The sequence below is a fragment of the Paenibacillus sp. FSL K6-1566 genome, from assembly GCF_038050475.1.
Classification (GTDB): domain Bacteria; phylum Bacillota; class Bacilli; order Paenibacillales; family Paenibacillaceae; genus Paenibacillus_AQ; species Paenibacillus_AQ lactis.
Genome location: NZ_JBBOSR010000001.1, coordinates 281,642 through 298,522 on the forward strand (window position 1 = coordinate 281,642; position 16,881 = coordinate 298,522).

14 protein-coding genes and 1 other RNA gene are annotated in these 16,881 nt (G+C 48.3%); all 15 read left to right on the forward strand.

All coding sequences use genetic code 11. The features are described 5' to 3' along the window. Window positions 1-6: 6 nt before the first annotated feature. The 15 genes from NST08_RS01325 to NST08_RS01395 all read left to right on the forward strand — a co-directional run bounded on the left by NST08_RS01325 (window position 7) and on the right by NST08_RS01395 (window position 16,241). A complete protein-coding gene (locus NST08_RS01325; RefSeq protein WP_341341360.1) occupies window positions 7-1,686 on the forward strand; it encodes a long-chain-fatty-acid--CoA ligase in 1,680 nt (559 codons plus the stop codon). A 329-nt stretch (window positions 1,687-2,015) separates the two neighbouring features. Beyond that, entirely contained in the window at window positions 2,016-2,465 is a 450-nt protein-coding gene (locus NST08_RS01330) for a PaaI family thioesterase (RefSeq protein WP_007132910.1), read from the forward strand. Between the two features lie 350 nt (window positions 2,466-2,815). After that, window positions 2,816-3,046, forward strand: coding sequence for a preprotein translocase subunit SecG (secG, locus tag NST08_RS01335; RefSeq protein WP_007132909.1), 231 nt, complete (start codon window positions 2,816-2,818; stop codon window positions 3,044-3,046). A 187-nt stretch (window positions 3,047-3,233) separates the two neighbouring features. Then, entirely contained in the window at window positions 3,234-5,876 is a 2,643-nt protein-coding gene (gene rnr, locus NST08_RS01340; RefSeq protein WP_341341361.1) for a ribonuclease R, read from the forward strand. A gap of 286 nt (window positions 5,877-6,162) precedes the next feature. Next, window positions 6,163-6,642 (forward strand): SsrA-binding protein SmpB, encoded by a 480-nt coding sequence (gene smpB, locus NST08_RS01345; protein WP_007132695.1) that lies wholly within the window; start codon window positions 6,163-6,165, stop codon window positions 6,640-6,642. 265 nt (window positions 6,643-6,907) lie between these two features. Next, window positions 6,908-7,275: a transfer-messenger RNA gene (ssrA, locus tag NST08_RS01350) on the forward strand. A gap of 87 nt (window positions 7,276-7,362) precedes the next feature. Continuing rightward, entirely contained in the window at window positions 7,363-7,560 is a 198-nt protein-coding gene (locus NST08_RS01355) for a hypothetical protein (protein WP_007132694.1), read from the forward strand. After that, window positions 7,553-7,753: a dephospho-CoA kinase gene (locus tag NST08_RS01360; protein WP_050954097.1), complete on the forward strand. Its 201-nt coding sequence runs from the start codon at window positions 7,553-7,555 to the stop codon at window positions 7,751-7,753. The genes NST08_RS01355 and NST08_RS01360 overlap by 8 nt, the downstream gene beginning before the upstream one ends. Window positions 7,754-8,683: 930 nt before the next feature. Beyond that, window positions 8,684-10,153 (forward strand): ATP-binding protein, encoded by a 1,470-nt coding sequence (locus tag NST08_RS01365; RefSeq protein WP_445933641.1) that lies wholly within the window; start codon window positions 8,684-8,686, stop codon window positions 10,151-10,153. A gap of 376 nt (window positions 10,154-10,529) precedes the next feature. Further along, the gene (locus NST08_RS01370; RefSeq protein WP_007132691.1) at window positions 10,530-10,982 is read left to right on the forward strand and encodes an HNH endonuclease; all 453 of its coding nucleotides are present in this window, start codon (window positions 10,530-10,532) and stop codon (window positions 10,980-10,982) included. A gap of 462 nt (window positions 10,983-11,444) precedes the next feature. Beyond that, window positions 11,445-12,518 (forward strand): AI-2E family transporter, encoded by a 1,074-nt coding sequence (locus tag NST08_RS01375; RefSeq protein ID WP_341341362.1) that lies wholly within the window; start codon window positions 11,445-11,447, stop codon window positions 12,516-12,518. Between the two features lie 268 nt (window positions 12,519-12,786). Next, window positions 12,787-13,677 (forward strand): ABC transporter ATP-binding protein, encoded by an 891-nt coding sequence (locus NST08_RS01380; RefSeq protein ID WP_007132689.1) that lies wholly within the window; start codon window positions 12,787-12,789, stop codon window positions 13,675-13,677. Between the two features lie 41 nt (window positions 13,678-13,718). Then, window positions 13,719-14,462 (forward strand): ABC transporter permease, encoded by a 744-nt coding sequence (locus tag NST08_RS01385; RefSeq protein ID WP_007132688.1) that lies wholly within the window; start codon window positions 13,719-13,721, stop codon window positions 14,460-14,462. Beyond that, window positions 14,463-15,635 carry a sensor histidine kinase gene (locus NST08_RS01390; protein WP_341341363.1) on the forward strand — a complete coding sequence of 391 codons (1,173 nt, stop codon included), beginning with the start codon at window positions 14,463-14,465 and terminating at the stop codon, window positions 15,633-15,635. It abuts the gene before it with no gap. Then, window positions 15,636-16,241, forward strand: a complete 606-nt coding sequence (locus NST08_RS01395; RefSeq protein WP_007132686.1) for a response regulator transcription factor — start codon at window positions 15,636-15,638, stop codon at window positions 16,239-16,241. The last annotated feature ends 640 nt before the right edge of the window (window positions 16,242-16,881 follow it).

Consider the following 16,881-nt stretch of genomic DNA (forward strand, 5'->3'; position numbering starts at 1 on the left):
TTTTGTATGGATACAAAGCCTTGGCTGCAGTTTTATCCGCCGGAAGTAGCCCCCGCTTTTGATTATCCGAAACAGAATTTGGCGTTGTTTCTCGTGACGTCGGCACAGAAATATCCTCGAAAGCCGGCGATGTATTTTATGGGGAAAACGATCACCTACCAAAGCTTGCTGGACTCCGCCTACCGCATGGCAAATGCGCTCCGCAGCAAGGGCGTGAAGAAGGGAGACCGGGTGGCGATCATGCTGCCCAATTGTCCGCAGGTCGTCATCTCGTATTATGGCGCGCTGCTCGCTGGAGCGGTGTGCGTCATGACCAATCCGCTCTATATGGAGCGGGAAATCGCGTATCAGATGAAGGACTCCGGTGCCAAAATCATCATAACGATGGATATGTTCGTCTCCCGGGTGGAGAAGGTAATAGAGGAGACGAAGCTTGAGCATATCATCGTAACGTCGGTGAAGGACTATCTACCGTTCCCGAAGAATCTGCTCTATCCGATCAAAGCGAAGCAGGCAGGCCCTCTCCCGGTCGTCCATTATGGCAGCCGGGTGCATGCATTTAAACAGCTGCTGGCCGCATCGCCTAACGATCCAATCTGCGAAAGCGTGGATGCGGAAAGGGATTTGGCACTGCTGCAGTATACCGGCGGCACGACGGGGACGCCCAAGGGCGTCATGCTGACGCATCTGAATTTGGTGGCCAATACGGTCCAGTCCGCGAACTGGTGTTACCAGGTTGAGGACGGGAAGGAGCGGTATATGGCCGCGCTGCCGTGCTTTCACGTATTCGGGCTGACGGTGCTGCTGAACCAGGCGGTGTACCGTGCCGGTATGCTGATTCTGGTCCCTAAATTCGAAGTGGCGATGATCCTGGATTTGATCAAAAAGGTAAAGCCGACGCTCTTCCCCGGGGCGCCGACCATGTATATTGCTCTCATCAATCACCCGCGGATTCAGGAATACGACTTGTCTTCCATTAATGCCTGCATCAGCGGCTCCGCCGCGCTCCCGGTCGAGGTGCAGGATAAGTTCGAGGAGCTGACGAAGGGACGGCTGATCGAGGGCTACGGATTGACGGAAGCCTCGCCGGTGACCCACGCGAATCCGATCTGGGGAAGACGCAAGATCGGGACGATCGGTATCCCGGTTCCTGATACGGAGGCGAAAGTGGTCAACCCGGAGACAGGCGAGGAGATGCCGGTCGGCGAGCCAGGCGAGCTTATTGTGAAGGGCCCTCAGGTCATGAAAGGCTATTGGAACCGGCCGGAGGAGACCTTTGATACGATCCGCAATGGCTGGCTGTTTACCGGCGATATGGCCACGATGGACGAGGAAGGATATTTTACGATCATCGACCGGAAGAAGGATATGATAATTGCAAGCGGTTACAATATATACCCGAGGGAGATCGAGGAAGTGCTGTATGAGCATCCTTCCGTCAAGGAAGCCGTTGTGGTCGGCACCAAGGACGATTACCGCGGCGAGACGGTCAAAGCCTACATCGTGCTCAAAGATGGAGCGGCTCCGGATCCTGCGGGATTGGAAAAGTTTTGCCGAAGCCAGCTTGCCGCTTATAAGGTGCCGCGGCAGTTCGTATTCCGTGACGCTTTACCGAAGACGATGGTCGGAAAGGTGCTTCGCCGCAAGCTGCTGGAAGAAGAGGAGGAAGGCAGACCGACGGGCTGATGCATAGGATGGAGAAGTTAGGTGCAGGCGCTGCGGGCATGCATCGGTCGACAAGACGTAGCTTCTCCTCTACCGCGTGCCTCTCCCGGCGCGGTGTAAGGATGACTGCTGCACGATGCTTAGCGTCGACGCTCGGGCGACCAGCCATGCCCTTTGGATGACCCACTGAGGTCACTCCCAGCATGTCGTCGGCGATTTTCCGCCGATTTTTAAGAAGTTATCATCAATAACTAGGATTAGGTAACGTTGAAAATCGGAAGATGGGGTACCTTAAACGTTGAATATTGTAAGTATGCCGTGTCATAAATTCGATACAAGGAGGAGGCCTTATGCATAAAGCCGATACGAGCCAGGATCCGAAGGCCGAACAGCCGACATTTGACCGGGAGGCCTACATGGAGGCGATGGCCAAGGCGGCCGAGCCCACCTTCTGGGGATATCTTGGCTGTAAGCTGGCTTCCGCTACCCCGGAAGCGGTTGTCGTCACCCTGGATGTGCAGCCTCATCATATGAATATGATGGGGATCGTGCATGGCGGTGTCCTCTCCTCGCTGATGGATAATGCTATGGGCATCGCCGTCATGCTGGAGCGTCCCGGCGAGTCGACCGTGACCAGCAACCTGAACGTGCATTTTGTCATGCCGGCCAGGGAGGGGGTTCTCACGGTGACGGCAAGCATCGTTCATCAGACGCGCCGGTCGGTCACGACGGAATGTAAAATTACGGATGCAAAGGGAGAACTGGTTGCCATAAGCACCGGATCATTCCGGGTGAAATGAAGCAAGACGGAATAAAAAGCGGTCTGTCGTCTCCTAAGGGTGGAGAGGGCAGGCCGTTTTTTTGTTGAAACCAGGTAAGCTCTATGGGCTTTGTTGCGATACACAGTTAGATAAACGTTTCTCAACGTTGAATTTCTCGTATTCACGTATTATCGCTCACAAACTTCGAATCAGGGAATCCTATGAATCTTGTGTCTGTCGAACATTAGATCAGATCACCAGAGACGGTTGGTAATGCCTTGTCAGTCAGAATAAGCTATGGTACAATAATAATGCTGTTTTTCATCAGAATTTGAACATTATATTTGATTATAAATCTGATGTTTACATACGCGTAGGAGGTGGAAGTCATGGTTGTATTGTTCGAAGTGCTGCTCGTCATTTTCTCCATCGGGTTGATTACGGTTGTTCTTCTCCAGAAAGGGAAAAGTGCAGGTCTTGCCGGTGCCATCTCCGGCGGTGCGGAACATCTGTTTGGCAAAACGAAGGCTCGCGGTATGGATCTCGTGCTGCAGCGCATTACCGTTGGTTTGGCGGCAGGATTCATGATCTTGGCGATTGTTGTTGCGATGTTGAAATAATAATACGGCCCTCGCTTTTCACTCTGGAAGAGCGGGGGCTTTTTATATGCCTTGGGCGAATGGTGATCTTTGGGGGGATTTCGAAGGATACCGCGGATTAAATTCGTGTATACTAGGGTATGTGTATATGTAGGTAAAGAATGGATAGAGGAACGAATGAATTCGCAGGTTCCCCGAGGTGATAATCATGATAACGGAACAAATTTTACTCGATTTTATGCGGGAAACTGCATACAAACCGATGACGTACCAGGAATTGGAGCAGCATTTTGCGATTGAGGATGCTCATGATTTCAGGGAGTTTTTAAAGCTGTTGAACGATCTGGAGCAGTCCGGAAAAATCATTCTGACCAGCACCCAGCGTTACGGCGTGCCGGAGCGGATGTCTTTGCTGCGCGGGCGCCTCCAGGCGCATCCGAAGGGTTTTGCTTTTCTGATTCCGGATGACCGGGAGCATCCCGATGTGTACATTCATGCGAACGACCTGAAGAGCGCCATGAACGGCGATACGGTGCTGGTTCGCATTAGCTCGCAGCATAGCGAGGGCGGCAAAATGGAAGGCGAGGTTGTCCGCATCGTCACCCGCGCCGTCACCCAAGTGGTGGGCGTCTTCCAAAATCACGAGGCGTACGGCTTCGTACTGCCGGATGATAAGCGGATTAACCGGGATATTTTTATACCGAAGCATGCGATGAACGGCGCCGTGGACGGCGTGAAGGTCGTCGTCAAGCTGGTGAGCTATCCGGAGGGACGGGCGGCGGCCGAGGGCGAGGTTGTGGAGATTTTGGGCCACAAGGACGATCCGGGCGTCGACATCCTGTCGATTATCCGGAAGCATCAGCTGCCGGAAGGCTTTCCGGAAGAGGTGCTGGCCGAGGCGGATGCTGCGCCGGATTCCATTACGGAAGAAGAGATCGTCCAGCAGGGCCGGCGGGATCTTCGCGGCTTAAATATCGTCACGATTGACGGTGAGGATGCCAAGGACTTGGACGACGCGGTCAACGTGGAGCGCCTGCCGAATGGCCATTACCGTCTGGGCGTGCATATTGCCGACGTGAGCTATTACGTGCGCGAGCATTCCGAGCTGGATAAGGAAGCGTACAACCGCGGGTGCAGTGTCTACCTGGTAGACCGCGTTATTCCAATGCTGCCGCACCGCTTATCCAACGGCATTTGCAGCTTGAATCCGCAGGTGGACCGTCTCACGATGTCCTGCGTCATGGAATTCAATGAGCAGATGAAGGTCGTGAAGCACGATATTTTCACAAGCGTGATTCGGACGAAGGAACGGATGACGTACAACAATGTGCGCAAAATTCTGGTCGACGAGGATCCGGAGCTGATCGAGCGTTACAGCGATCTGGTGGAGGATTTCCGCCTGATGCAGGAGCTGGCACTGAAGCTGCGGAACCGCCGGATGCGGCGGGGCGCGGTCGATTTTGATTTTGTGGAGTCGAAGGTCATTGTCGATGAAAACGGCAAGCCGATCGATATCGTCAAACGGGAGCGTTCCATCGCGGAGCAGATCATCGAGGAATTCATGCTGGCCGCCAACGAAACGGTGGCTGAGCATTTCCACTGGCTGAAGGTGCCATTCATCTACCGAATCCACGAGGATCCGGATCCGGAGAAGCTGCAGAACTTCATGGCGTTTGCCGCGAATTTCGGCCACCATGTGAAAGGGCGCGGCAATCAGATTCATCCGCGTGCCCTGCAAAGCCTGCTGGACGACATCCACGGCACGAAAGAGCAGACGGTGCTCAGCACGATGATGCTCCGTTCGATGAAGCAGGCGAAGTACGATGCGGAGAGCACAGGTCATTTTGGTCTGGCGGCCGAGTACTATTCCCACTTCACGTCACCGATTCGCCGTTACCCGGACCTGGTCATTCACCGGGTGATCCGGGAGGTGCTGGAGAGCGGCGGAACGCTGAGCGAGCAGCGGCATGAGCAGCTCGCGGCCCGCATGGCGGACATTGCTCAGCAATCCTCGGAGCGCGAGCGCGTCGCCGTTGATGCCGAACGTGACACCGAGGCCCTGAAGAAGGCCGAGTTCATGCTGGATAAGGTCGGCGAGGAATTCGAGGGCATTATCAGCAGCGTGACCAGCTTCGGTATGTTCATCGAGCTGGAGAACACGGTAGAAGGCCTGATTCGGCTCAGCGCGCTGACCGACGATTATTACCACTTCGACGAAGGCCACATGGCGCTGATCGGGGAGCGGACATCGAAGGTGTTCCGCATCGGCGATGACGTCAAGGTGCGCGTGGCGAAGGTGAATATGGATGAGCACACCATCGATTTTGAGATGGTGGACATGAAGCCGCGCCGGCAAGGCCGCGGCGGCGGTGCTGGCGGCGGCGACCGCGGCGGAGCCGGTGGCCGCGGGTTTGGCGCCCGCGATGGCGCAGCCCGCGGGGGCAAGGGCCGCGGCAAGCGCAGCGCCGCGGCAGAAGGCGGCGCGCCGGCAGGGCGCCGCGAGGACAGCGCCGGCGGCCAGGGCGGCCGTGCCGGCGGGAAGCGCGGCGGCGGAGAGGCCGCCGAAGGCACGGAGACGCGCAGCTTCGCGTTCGGCTCCGGCAAGGGCGGCTACAGCTCCGCCGGCGGCGGGGCCCTTGGCTTTGACCGCAACGCCCGCTCGGGCGGCGGAGGCGGCAAGGGCCGCCGGAAGAAGACGTCGCGCAGCGGCATCTTCATCGGCGAAGGACCGACGCCGGGCAGTGGGCCAGCCGGCCCTGATGGCGATGCCGCAGGCGGCGGCGGACGGCGCAAGCGGAAGAGCAAAGGCGGGAACGGCACAGCCGCTTTTGTGAGGAAGAAGAAAAAGTAGGGCTGGGGCGGACGGCAAGCGCTTTGGCATCCCTAGGACCAGAACTGTGAACACAGTTATGAAGGGGAAGGGGATACTCGTTTAATCTTGAATTCCCTCTTCGGTGCTCATGGCCTTAGAATCATGGCTGCCGATTTTGCCATTCGATATTCAGAGCGGAACGCTTGCCCCGCCTTGCGTAAGCAGGCCAACGTTTGATACAATGGACTTCTGGTGAGATTGCATTTTTTCGGCGGTCTGCCGGGAGTCCTTTTTCCATTTACTGCTCATGACAAGGAGTGAGACCATGGGTAAGAAGAGTGACGGGAAGGTTCTGGCCCAGAACAAGAAAGCTTCCCATGATTACTTCATAGAAGATACGTACGAAGCGGGGATGGTTCTGACCGGGACCGAGATCAAGTCGATCCGTAACGGCCGTGCCAATATTGGCGACGCGTTTGCGACAATTCGCAATGGCGAGATCCACATTCACAACATGCACATCAGCCCGTTCGAGCAAGGGAACCGGAGCAATCCGTCCGACCCGACGCGTGCGCGGAAGCTGCTGCTGCACAAGGAACAGATCCGCAAGCTGCTAGGGCAATCCAAGCAGGAGGGATATACGATCGTTCCGCTTAAAATCTATATCCGCAACGGTTATGCCAAGCTGCTGCTGGGCCTCGGTAAAGGTAAGAAGCAGTATGACAAACGTGCGGATGCTGCCAAGAAGGACGCGCAGCGCGATATCCAGCGGGCACTGCGGGAGAAGCAGAAGATTGTGCGTTGATGAGCATATCGGCTTTTGAGTGGCATGTTTTAGCTGTGTTGCCTGCATTATATATATCATTTTGATGCAGTTTGTGATATACTATTTGATGTAAGGCAAGATCGATTCTTTGACAACAGCATGCAGTAGACGGCATTCTTTCTTTGGAGGGAAGGAATGCGAACGTTTGATTGACTACTGTGGCTGAATCATCTTTAGATCTAATCCAGGTACCCTTTTTGGCGGAAACGTCAGGTGCTTCGCGCATCGGCATTTCTCCACATAAGGGGGCGTTCTTTGGATTCGACGGGGATAGTTCGGGCATGAGTAGCGGGTAGTGGGGACGCGTCCACTTCATCAACGCTAAAGCCATAATAACTGGCAAACAACAAACTTCTTACGCTGTAGCAGCTTAATAACCTGCACGCGTGCTCTCGCTCTGTATCGCCCATGTACCGGGATGAGGGCTCAACTTTAGTGGGATACGCTGTCACATCTCCGCCTGGGGTGTGCTGAAGAAGACAATCAGGCTGGGCATAGCGAAAGCCGGTTACGGGGCGTTTGCTTTGCCGACATTAAAACTGTAACTACACCCGTAGAAACTTGTGTTGTCGTTATCTTCGGACAGGGGTTCGACTCCCCTCGCCTCCATACATAACAATGATAGAGCCATCAGCCAGTGATCTGGTTGGTGGCTCTTCTGTTTATGATAAGTAATTAGAAAACTGGAGGGGACTCAGGATGGTTGCCAATCGAGAGCAGCTCCAAGAAATTCTGAAAAAAGCAAATCAACATGCATGCAAGCAAGCCAAGGAGTCAGGGGCATCCATTTACTATATCAAGGATAATAAACGAGTTCGTGAGGATGCTAACGGAAATAAGTTCGAAATCATTTATGATGCAACCGGAAAACGACATGAGTTCGAATATCATGAATAAGCAAAAACCAGTTATGACGGTTTTTGCCGGAACAAATGGGGCCGGAAAAAGCACGCTCAGTATGCAGATGAGGGCATGGTTAGGCGAGTTGGTTGATCCTGATCAGATTGCGCGTGAACTAAAACCAGATGATCCAAGAAGTGTCGATCTTTCGGCGGGAAGAGAAGCGGTCAAAAGAATCAGATCGTTATAAAAAGACAGGAGCATTTTGCCATTGAAACTACCCTATCAGGTACATTTGTTTTAAAGCATATGCAAGTTGCTAAAGAAAGCGGTTATGACATCGTCATGTACTATATTGGACTTCAAGATGTGCAAAAAAACCATGATTGTTGCTGAAATCGCAGAAAGCAAGCTGATATATTGCATAGATCATATACCTGTTTGGTCTGCTATTGTTACTAGGGACCATAGTTGATGAGGTATTCTAGGGGAGATATTACTGCTTAATAACCTGCACGCGTGCTCTCGCTCTGTATCGCCCATGTACCGGGATGAGGGCTCAACTTTAGTGGGATACGCTGTCACATCTCCACCTGGGGTGTGCTGAAGAAGACAATCAGGCTGAGGCGTTTGCTTTGCCGACATTAAAACTGTAACTAGACCGTAGAAACTTATGTTGTCATTATCTTCGGACAGGGGTTCGATCCCCTACCCCTTGCCTCCATACATATGCTTAAAAAGCGACCTTAGTAGGTCGCTTTTTAAGTAGATTTCTTTAAATTGAGTGGAAGAAAGTTTACCCGCTATGACAATCATTACAGCAGAAATAGCAGCCGTCAAAATTATTTTTGCCCGTTTCCTTTTTGACCCGTTGAATAGCAGATTGACAATTGTTTTCGTAACCGATCAATACACTATTTAATACATCAGGTTTGTAAGAGCAGTTTTCTGTATGAACCTCATGATTACCCTTGCTATCAATATTCTTATTATAGTAGTAGAATTTTGCCAATGTTCTTCCTCCCTTATTTTTAGATATAAATTTATTATTATAGTATCAGAAATCGATCTTAATAACTAGAACAAACGTTCCTATGGATGATCGCTCCTTACTTTGTGTACTTTGGATATTTTTAGGGAAGAATATTGTATAATGATAATAATTTAAGTGCAGAGTGAGGTGATAGCCTTGAGTCGGACAGAAGAATACTTGAGAAGTTTACTGAAAGAATTATGTAGTTTGCCGAGCGAAACTGGTTGGGTAGAATTTAAACATAATAATAAGGATTTTGAGAGTATTGGAGAGTATATATCTGCCTTGAGTAATTCTGCTACTTTGGACGGAAAAAGTCATGCTTTTATGATTTGGGGAGTCAAAGATGAGACGCATGACATACTTGGCACAAACTTTAGCCCTCACTTAAGCAAAGTCGGAAATGAAGAATTGGAGAGTTGGTTATTAAGGCAATTATCACCTCGTATTTATTTTAAATTCTATGAATTAGTTACGGATTCTGGGAAAATCATCATATTAGAGATCGAAAGGGCTACAGATAAACCTGTACAATTTAAAGGAATAGAGTATATACGTATAGGGTCTTACAAAAAGAATCTAAAGGATTACCCTGATAAAGAACGTGCTCTATGGAGAGCTTTTGATAAAACACCTTTTGAAGAAATGATTGCTGCTGAAAATGTAAAAGACTCTGAGGTGCTTAAGCTTCTTGATTATCCAACTTACTTTGAGCTATTGGATCTAGAACTGCCAGAGGATAGAAAACGGATTTTGGAACGTTTATCAAACGACAACATGATAAAGAAGTGTGATGCCGGTGGGTGGAATATTACAAATCTAGGTGCAATCTTATTTGCCAAGAGGTTGTCAAGCTTTAATCATCTAAAAAGAAAATCAGTACGAGTTATTATATATAGCGGCAAAGACCGCACTCAAACTGAGCGGGAACAAGAGGGCGTTAAAGGTTATGCTGCTGGATTCGAAGGACTTATTGGATTCATAGACAATCTTTTACCGAGGAACGAGATAATCGGAAAAGCCTTAAGAAAAGATGTTTCAATGTACCCCGAGTTAGCCGTTAGGGAATTGGTCGCTAATGCTATAATACATCAGGACTTTTCATTACGTGGTACAGGGCCAATGATTGAAATTTTCTCGGATCGTATGGAAATAACGAATCCAGGAATACCGCTCGTCCAAGTGGAACGATTTATCGACAGTCCTCCTAGGTCACGAAATGAAGCGATCGCCTCATTCCTACGTCGTGTTGGAGTCTGTGAAGAACGAGGTAGTGGCTTTGATAAAGTTGTGTCGCAAACAGAGTTTTATCAGTTACCAGCTCCAATAATTGAGGTTACTGAAGAACACACTCGAGTAATTTTATTTTCGCATAAGCCATTTGCAGAAATGGATCGAGAAGAACGGGTCAGGGCGTGTTACATGCATGCCTGTTTGAAATATGTAACTAGAGACTTTATGACAAATGCAACTTTGCGTCAGCGTTTTGGAATGGATAGTAGGCAAATCTCTATTGCCTCCAGGATAATTAAAGATGCAGTAGAAACATCAAAAGTTAAGGCAAAAGATCCTGATACTGCTCCAAAACATATGAAGTATGTGCCTTATTGGGCTTAGGAGCTTACTTGACGGTAACTTGCACGTAACTTGCATATGGCTTCCCCATTGGGAAGGAAGTAATGGGATTAGTGCTGCAGATACTTTGTTTTGGGGCATTCAGAACTTGGGGGGTATCAGTGATTTAACTTGCACGTAACTTCATAGAATGAGCTGGATGTATTAGCAGCATTATCGAATCAAACTTCGAATGGAGTCTCTAGGGTGACATCAAAACCGTAACTACACCCGAAGAAACTTGTGTTGTCGTTATCTTCGGACAGGGGTTCGACTCCCCTCGCCTCCATCATGAAACACACCATCCGCATGAGGATGGTGTTTTTGTTTTATATTAATACTATAGGCTAGAGCATGTCTTACAGATGGAGTGAAATCGATGAATCATAGTCATGAAGGAGAGGATCGATTGATAACGGTGCTCAATATGGATGGTCAACAGCTAACCCCGTGTTTGCTCCATCGGGCTTGGCGGGAAGTTGAGCGATCGCGAGCTGTCTGGATTGATGAGCAGACCATCCAATTGCTTTATAATCCTTTCTTATTCCGGGGCTATCGAAAAGCTGCACTGAAACGAGATCATCACACTTGTTTGTGGTGCGGGGGGCACGCTACGACAGTAGACCATATTATCCCCTCAAGCAAAGGCGGCTCGGATCTTCCCCACAACCTGATCGCTTCATGCAGCGAATGCAATACGAAACGTGGAAACCGTCCGGCATGGTCCTATCTCAAAGAAAACGCACGCGCTGTTCCGAATCTTATAAAGCTGTGCTGGCGTATCTTTATCGCTAATTACAGACATCGCCCCATGAAAAAAGGGGACACTTGAGTAAAGGTCTAGAATTGTTGTTTCGACCGACCGAAGTCTTTGCAGGAATCGTGACACGCTCCTTAATTTTGCCGACATTAAAACTGTGACTACATCTGTAGAAACTTGTGTTGTCGTTATCTTCGGACAGAGGTTCGACCTCCCTCGCCTCCATACATACAGTAAAAAAGCGACCCTAATTGGTCGCTTTTTTACTGTAGCTTCAGTCTGAATTCAACATGTTCTTTGTAGAAGGGTTTGCTTTCTTATTACTTGGGGAGGGGGCAGCCACCTCTACCCAAATGCAAATCCACCTATTCATTTGCCGTCATTGTATGTGTCTTGGGCAGTAGAAATGGCATGTGTTTTATTGCTTAAGTGCCGACATTTCATAATGTAACAATCTTCATATATAATTGAACTGTCTAAGTTGAACTCCGTAAATGATTAGATAACTAAAATATAGTTAAATGAGGGAAGCGAATGAATTTTTTGCGGGAGTTTTTTGCTAACAATATAGTAAGAAGAATTCTATTCCTCCTACTAGTCGTTTTATTGCTGTATAGCTTGAGAGATATGCTCAATTTGCTGTTATTGCTGTTTCTTGTTACCTTCGTCATGGGACGCCTCGAGCAATATATTACGAAGAAAATATCTAAGCTGTTTCCTATATCGCCTATTGTCGTTAATACGGTATTGTATGCGGCTTTAATATTTGGGCTTGTCTACGGAATTCTCCATTATGTTCCGAAGCTCATTAGTCAAATTTCTGATTTGTATTTTTCCATTATCCGATTTCTAAATACACCTCAGTCAGATGAAATTGCTGCGCTTGTCTCCTCCGCACTTAGTAAGCTGGAATTAGAGCAATACGGAAGCCAGGCACTAAATTATATTCTGAAGCTAGGCAAGTGGGCGGAGGTTATCATTTTTGTTATTGTATTGAGCTACTTCTACTTAATCCAGAAGAAAACCGTCAATGACTTTACAGATAAGTTGAGCAAAAGCAAAATAAGCTGGGCTTACAATGAGTTTAAATATTTTGGCCAAAAATTCACCTCCTCCTTTGGTAAAGTGATCGAGGTTCAATTAATGATCGCCTTGTTGAACACGATTCTAACGACGATCGGGTTGTCGATTTTGGGCTATCCTTACTTGTTCGCTCTAGCGATTATGGTTTTTCTACTAAGTCTTGTGCCGGTAGCCGGTGTTGTTCTTTCCTTCATTCCGATCAGTATTATCGGTTACCAGATTGGCGGTATCTCAACCGTCATTTGGGCGATTGTCATGATTTTGATCATCCATGCAGTTGAGACATACTTCTTAAATCCGAAGCTGTATGCTCATAAAACGAAGCTGCCGATGTTCTACACCTTTATTGTTCTTATTTTCTCCCAGCACTTCATGGGGATCTGGGGGTTAATTCTCGGGATTCCGATCTTTATGTTCCTGCTCGATATTTTCGAAGTCGATCAAAAAAACACGGTATCATCAAACATTGAAGCTGCGCAGCTTTCAGGAGAAAACGTAAGTCCTAGGAATAATCAACAGCCCTAAGGCACTTCCCGAAATAATCTTGCTGTGTTCGATTAAAAGTGTAAAATCCTTAGCTATAAGTTTGCAAAGCAAGACACCTCACTCAAAGAGTGTCATATGCACGTAATGCTGAAGAAGGGCCTTTAGAGGTCCTTCTTTTTTTGCCCCCCCTTTTTCTGACATTTGTCATAACCGGCTTGTGACAACCCACACTAATTGGTTCTCGCGCTTTTTCAATATAATAAGGACATCAAGGAACGAAAGAAGAAATTAGCGGAGGTTAGGAAAAATGACAAAGGCGATTGAATGTATCAATCTAGTGAAGAAATTCGGCGATTACTGTGCCGTTGATCATATGAATCTATCTTTTGAGAAAGGTCAAATATCAGCATTGCTCGGACCGAACGGTGCAGGCAAGACAACAACCATTTCCATGATCCTCGGAATGATCAAGCCGACATCAGGAGAAGTCAGGGTCTTGGGGGTCCCGTCCGGCACAAAAGAATTGCGGCAGCGCGTCGGAGCTCTTTTGCAGGATGTGAAAGCAGCAGATGGACTTACGGTGAAAGAAGTGCTTCAATTGTTCCGCAGTTATTATCGTAATCCGATGTCGCTGGAGCGATTGTTAGACATTTCGGGTCTCCATGCGGATCAGAAACGGCGCGCATCCTCCCTCTCTGGAGGACAACGCCGTAGATTAGCTTTCGCCCAGAGTTTGGCGGGAAATCCGGAGCTTCTCCTGCTGGATGAACCAACCGTCGGAATGGATATCGAGGCTCGTGGCCGCTTTTGGGACACCATCCAAGCGCTGGCAAATGACGGACGTACGGTGCTCTTAACTACACATCATTTGGAGGAAGCGGATGCTGTCGCAGATCACATCGCAGTCATCGCTAGAGGACAGGTTGTTGCGGAAGGGACTCCAGAACGTTTAAAGGCTCAAACAGCGCTTAGAACCGTTTCATTTCGAGCGGTGAACGCGCCAGCTGAGCAGGAGTGGCTCACATTGCCTGGTGTAGAAAAGGCAGAGTGCAACGGCGAGCGAATTCGTCTGCATGCCCAAGAGACCGATGTATTGTTATTTACACTGATGCAGTCTGAATGGGGAATTTCCGATATTGATATACAATCCGCCAGTTTAGAAGATACATTCCGAAGTCTTACAGGCTCAAATAAATAAACGATTATACGATAATAAACATTTTTAGGAGGAAAATAGCCATGTTCCATATGTTTGTTGCTCAGACGAAAGCAGAAAGTATACGAATTATCCGCAGTCCATTTTTCTTACTCTTCTCCATTGCGATGCCGCTTGCTTTCTACTTTTTATTTGCGAGTATGAATGGGGTAGATCAATCGATTCAATCAACAACTTGGGGTGTCTTTTCATTGATGTCGATGACGGCATTCAGTTTGATCGGTACAGCCGTATCTCAATTCGGTATCCGTCTATCGTTCGAGCATCAAGACGGGTGGGTACGCTTGTTGAAGCTGACTCCCCTATCCCCTGCAGTCTGGATTGGCAGCAAAATTGTATCGCAAATGGTTGTTCACTTGATCGTCATCGTAGTTATCTTTTTATCTGCCGGCCTTGTTCATGATATACAATTGACAGCAGGGCAATGGATCTTATGCGGATTATGGTTATGGATTGGGAGCATATCTTTTCTGGCGCTTGGTGCCTTGTTAGGAACGCTTAAAAATGCGAATACCTCCGTTGCCATAGGAAATGTATTACAGATGGGACTTGCCATTGTGGGGGGGCTTTGGATGCCGCTTAGTACTTTGCCGAGCTGGATGGGATCGGTCGGGGAATGGCTTCCATCTCACCGTTACGCCAATGGGGCGTGGAATATGATCGCTGGAAAAAATCCAGCAAGCATCGATTTCATAATTTTGACAGGATGCGGTCTCCTCTTTATGCTACTATCAATCTATATCTATAATCGACGGGATGCGGTCTAATTGAATAGAGAAAAGTGGCGTCTCTTTCCAAAATCGGAAGGAGTCGCTCCTTATATTTTGTTAACAAATTTAATGATACCCATGTACTTTCTACTCTATGAGCCGTCAAGTATACAGTGGCTTGGCTTTGTTCTGTTAGGCATATTCGTTCTATTGTTTCGACAATCCTACTTTTATTTAAAGTGGGCCACGCCAATATTGATCGTTCAGGTGGGTATACTTTTGATTTTAGCAGCTGTATTTCACCCTATGTATACGTTTATGGGTTTTATGATCGCTGCTCCGCTGAGCAAACAAAAGCTGCCGATGTTACTCTCTATAACGATCGTTTTCACTGTAGCTATGGGATTTATCGCTGTTCCTTACTTGGACCTGATGGGCAGCCTAGTATGGATAGGGCTGGTGCCTATGTTTGGCATCTGTATTCTGCCGTATATTATTCGAACTTCGACCCGATTTCAACAGAAGTCTGCGCGGCTGCGGGCAGAAACGGCTGAACGAATGGCACAGCAGGAGGAGCGCCAGCGGATCGCACGTGAATTACATGATACATTGGGACATACGCTGTCATTAATCGCACTAAAAGGTGAGGTCGTTGAGAAATTGGTCCATCGTCAACCCGAGAGAGCGATAACAGAGGCTCGTGAAATACGAGAAACGGCACGCGCAGCCTTGAAACAAATGCGAGAATTGGTTACGGAGATGAAAGTTACATATCTCGCTGACGAATATAAGCATGCTATATCGTTATGTTCAGCAGCGGGCATACAGCTTTTTTTCCAATATCAATCGATTTCAGATCCCAGACCTTCTAATGGAGGGACGCAAGACGCCTTAGTGAACAATCCGCTTCCGTTAACACCCTTGCAGGAGACGATTTTGGCGCTGTGTTTTCGCGAGACGATTACAAATGTGGTTCGTCATAGCCGAGCAACAAGTTGCAGCGTTCTTCTCGACATTCAGGAAGGGGAAGTTCGTGTATCCGTAAGTGATGACGGTATTGGGGCAGATATGGATCAATTCTATACTAGCAGTAATGGCCTCGCCGGTTTACGGCAGCGGTTGGTTATGATCGATGGTCGTATGTCGCTGTCTTCGTCCCCAGGCAAGGGGACGGAGGTCACCTTACATATACCTAGGGTATTACGAAATGAAAAGGTAGGTAGCGCTTAGATGATTCGTATTGTTTTGGCAGAAGATCAAAAGTTATTAAGGGGAGCATTGGCAACGTTACTCTCGTTAGAAGATGATATCGAAGTCGTCGGTCAAGCTGAAAATGGGGAAGAAGTGATGTCCATGATTCAGGAGAATGAACCCGATGTAGCCGTTCTGGATATTGAGATGCCACTGAAAACGGGGTTAGATATTGCGGAATGGGTTCAAAAAAATAAGTTGGGTTGTCGTGTCATCATCTTGACGACGTTCGCGCGTCCCGGATATTTCCAGCGGGCCATGCAGGCAGGAGTTTATGGTTATCTTCTTAAAGATACAGGCAGCGATGAACTGGCTGATGCGATTCGTCGGGTCTATGATGGGAAACGCGTCATCAATTCAGAATTGTCGCTCGCGGTATGGGATGATCCATGTCCATTATCACCCAGGGAGCGTGAAGTCATGAAGTTGGCTGCCCAAGGCTTAGTTCTTCAAGATATTGGAGCACAGCTGTTTCTATCCTATGGAACGGTACGGAACTATATGTCAGAGGCGATTGGGAAGCTCGGGGCGAATACACGGATCGAGGCAATCGATATCGCACGTAGCAAGGGATGGTTGGATTGAGGAGAACTCCGAGAAATTCTGAAAAAGCGGGTCAATTTTAATAGGATTTTACTGATGTAAAGGCGAAAGAAAAAAGCCCCGAACAACGGAGCTTGTATGCTATAATTTGGAATGTACAACACACCTTGAGTGGGTGGGGCTTCCTCCGGAAAGGAGGTGAGTCCATATGAACTTCTCTTTTTCCGATGTGATCGTATTCGCAGGGTTTATCGTTGCGTTACTGACCTATATCGACCGAAAAAAGAAGTAACCCACTCTTAAGGTTGGCAAACCGTGGGTTACTTCTCTGGACAAGCATTACCCTGGAGGGAATCCCCACTCAAGAGGTTGTGCTGAGGACGGACTGCCATCCGTCCTTATTTCTATTCTTATCTTATCATACCCGGTTTTAGTCCTCAAGGATCAGCATTAATGAAGGTCCCCCGGATAGTTCAGTGAATGGGTGTACAATCCCTTCGCCTACATATATATCAAAGAGCAACGATTCGAATTGGACCCTTTACAGAAGCTCCGATTGAGAATAGCCGTAAAATAAGTTCACCAGAGCCAGGTCCATTCCTAGTCTAAGGTCTAGGTTCAGATACCCCTTAAGACGGTTATTTCAGGTAAATGAGGCGGTTATAATGAATTTATATAACTC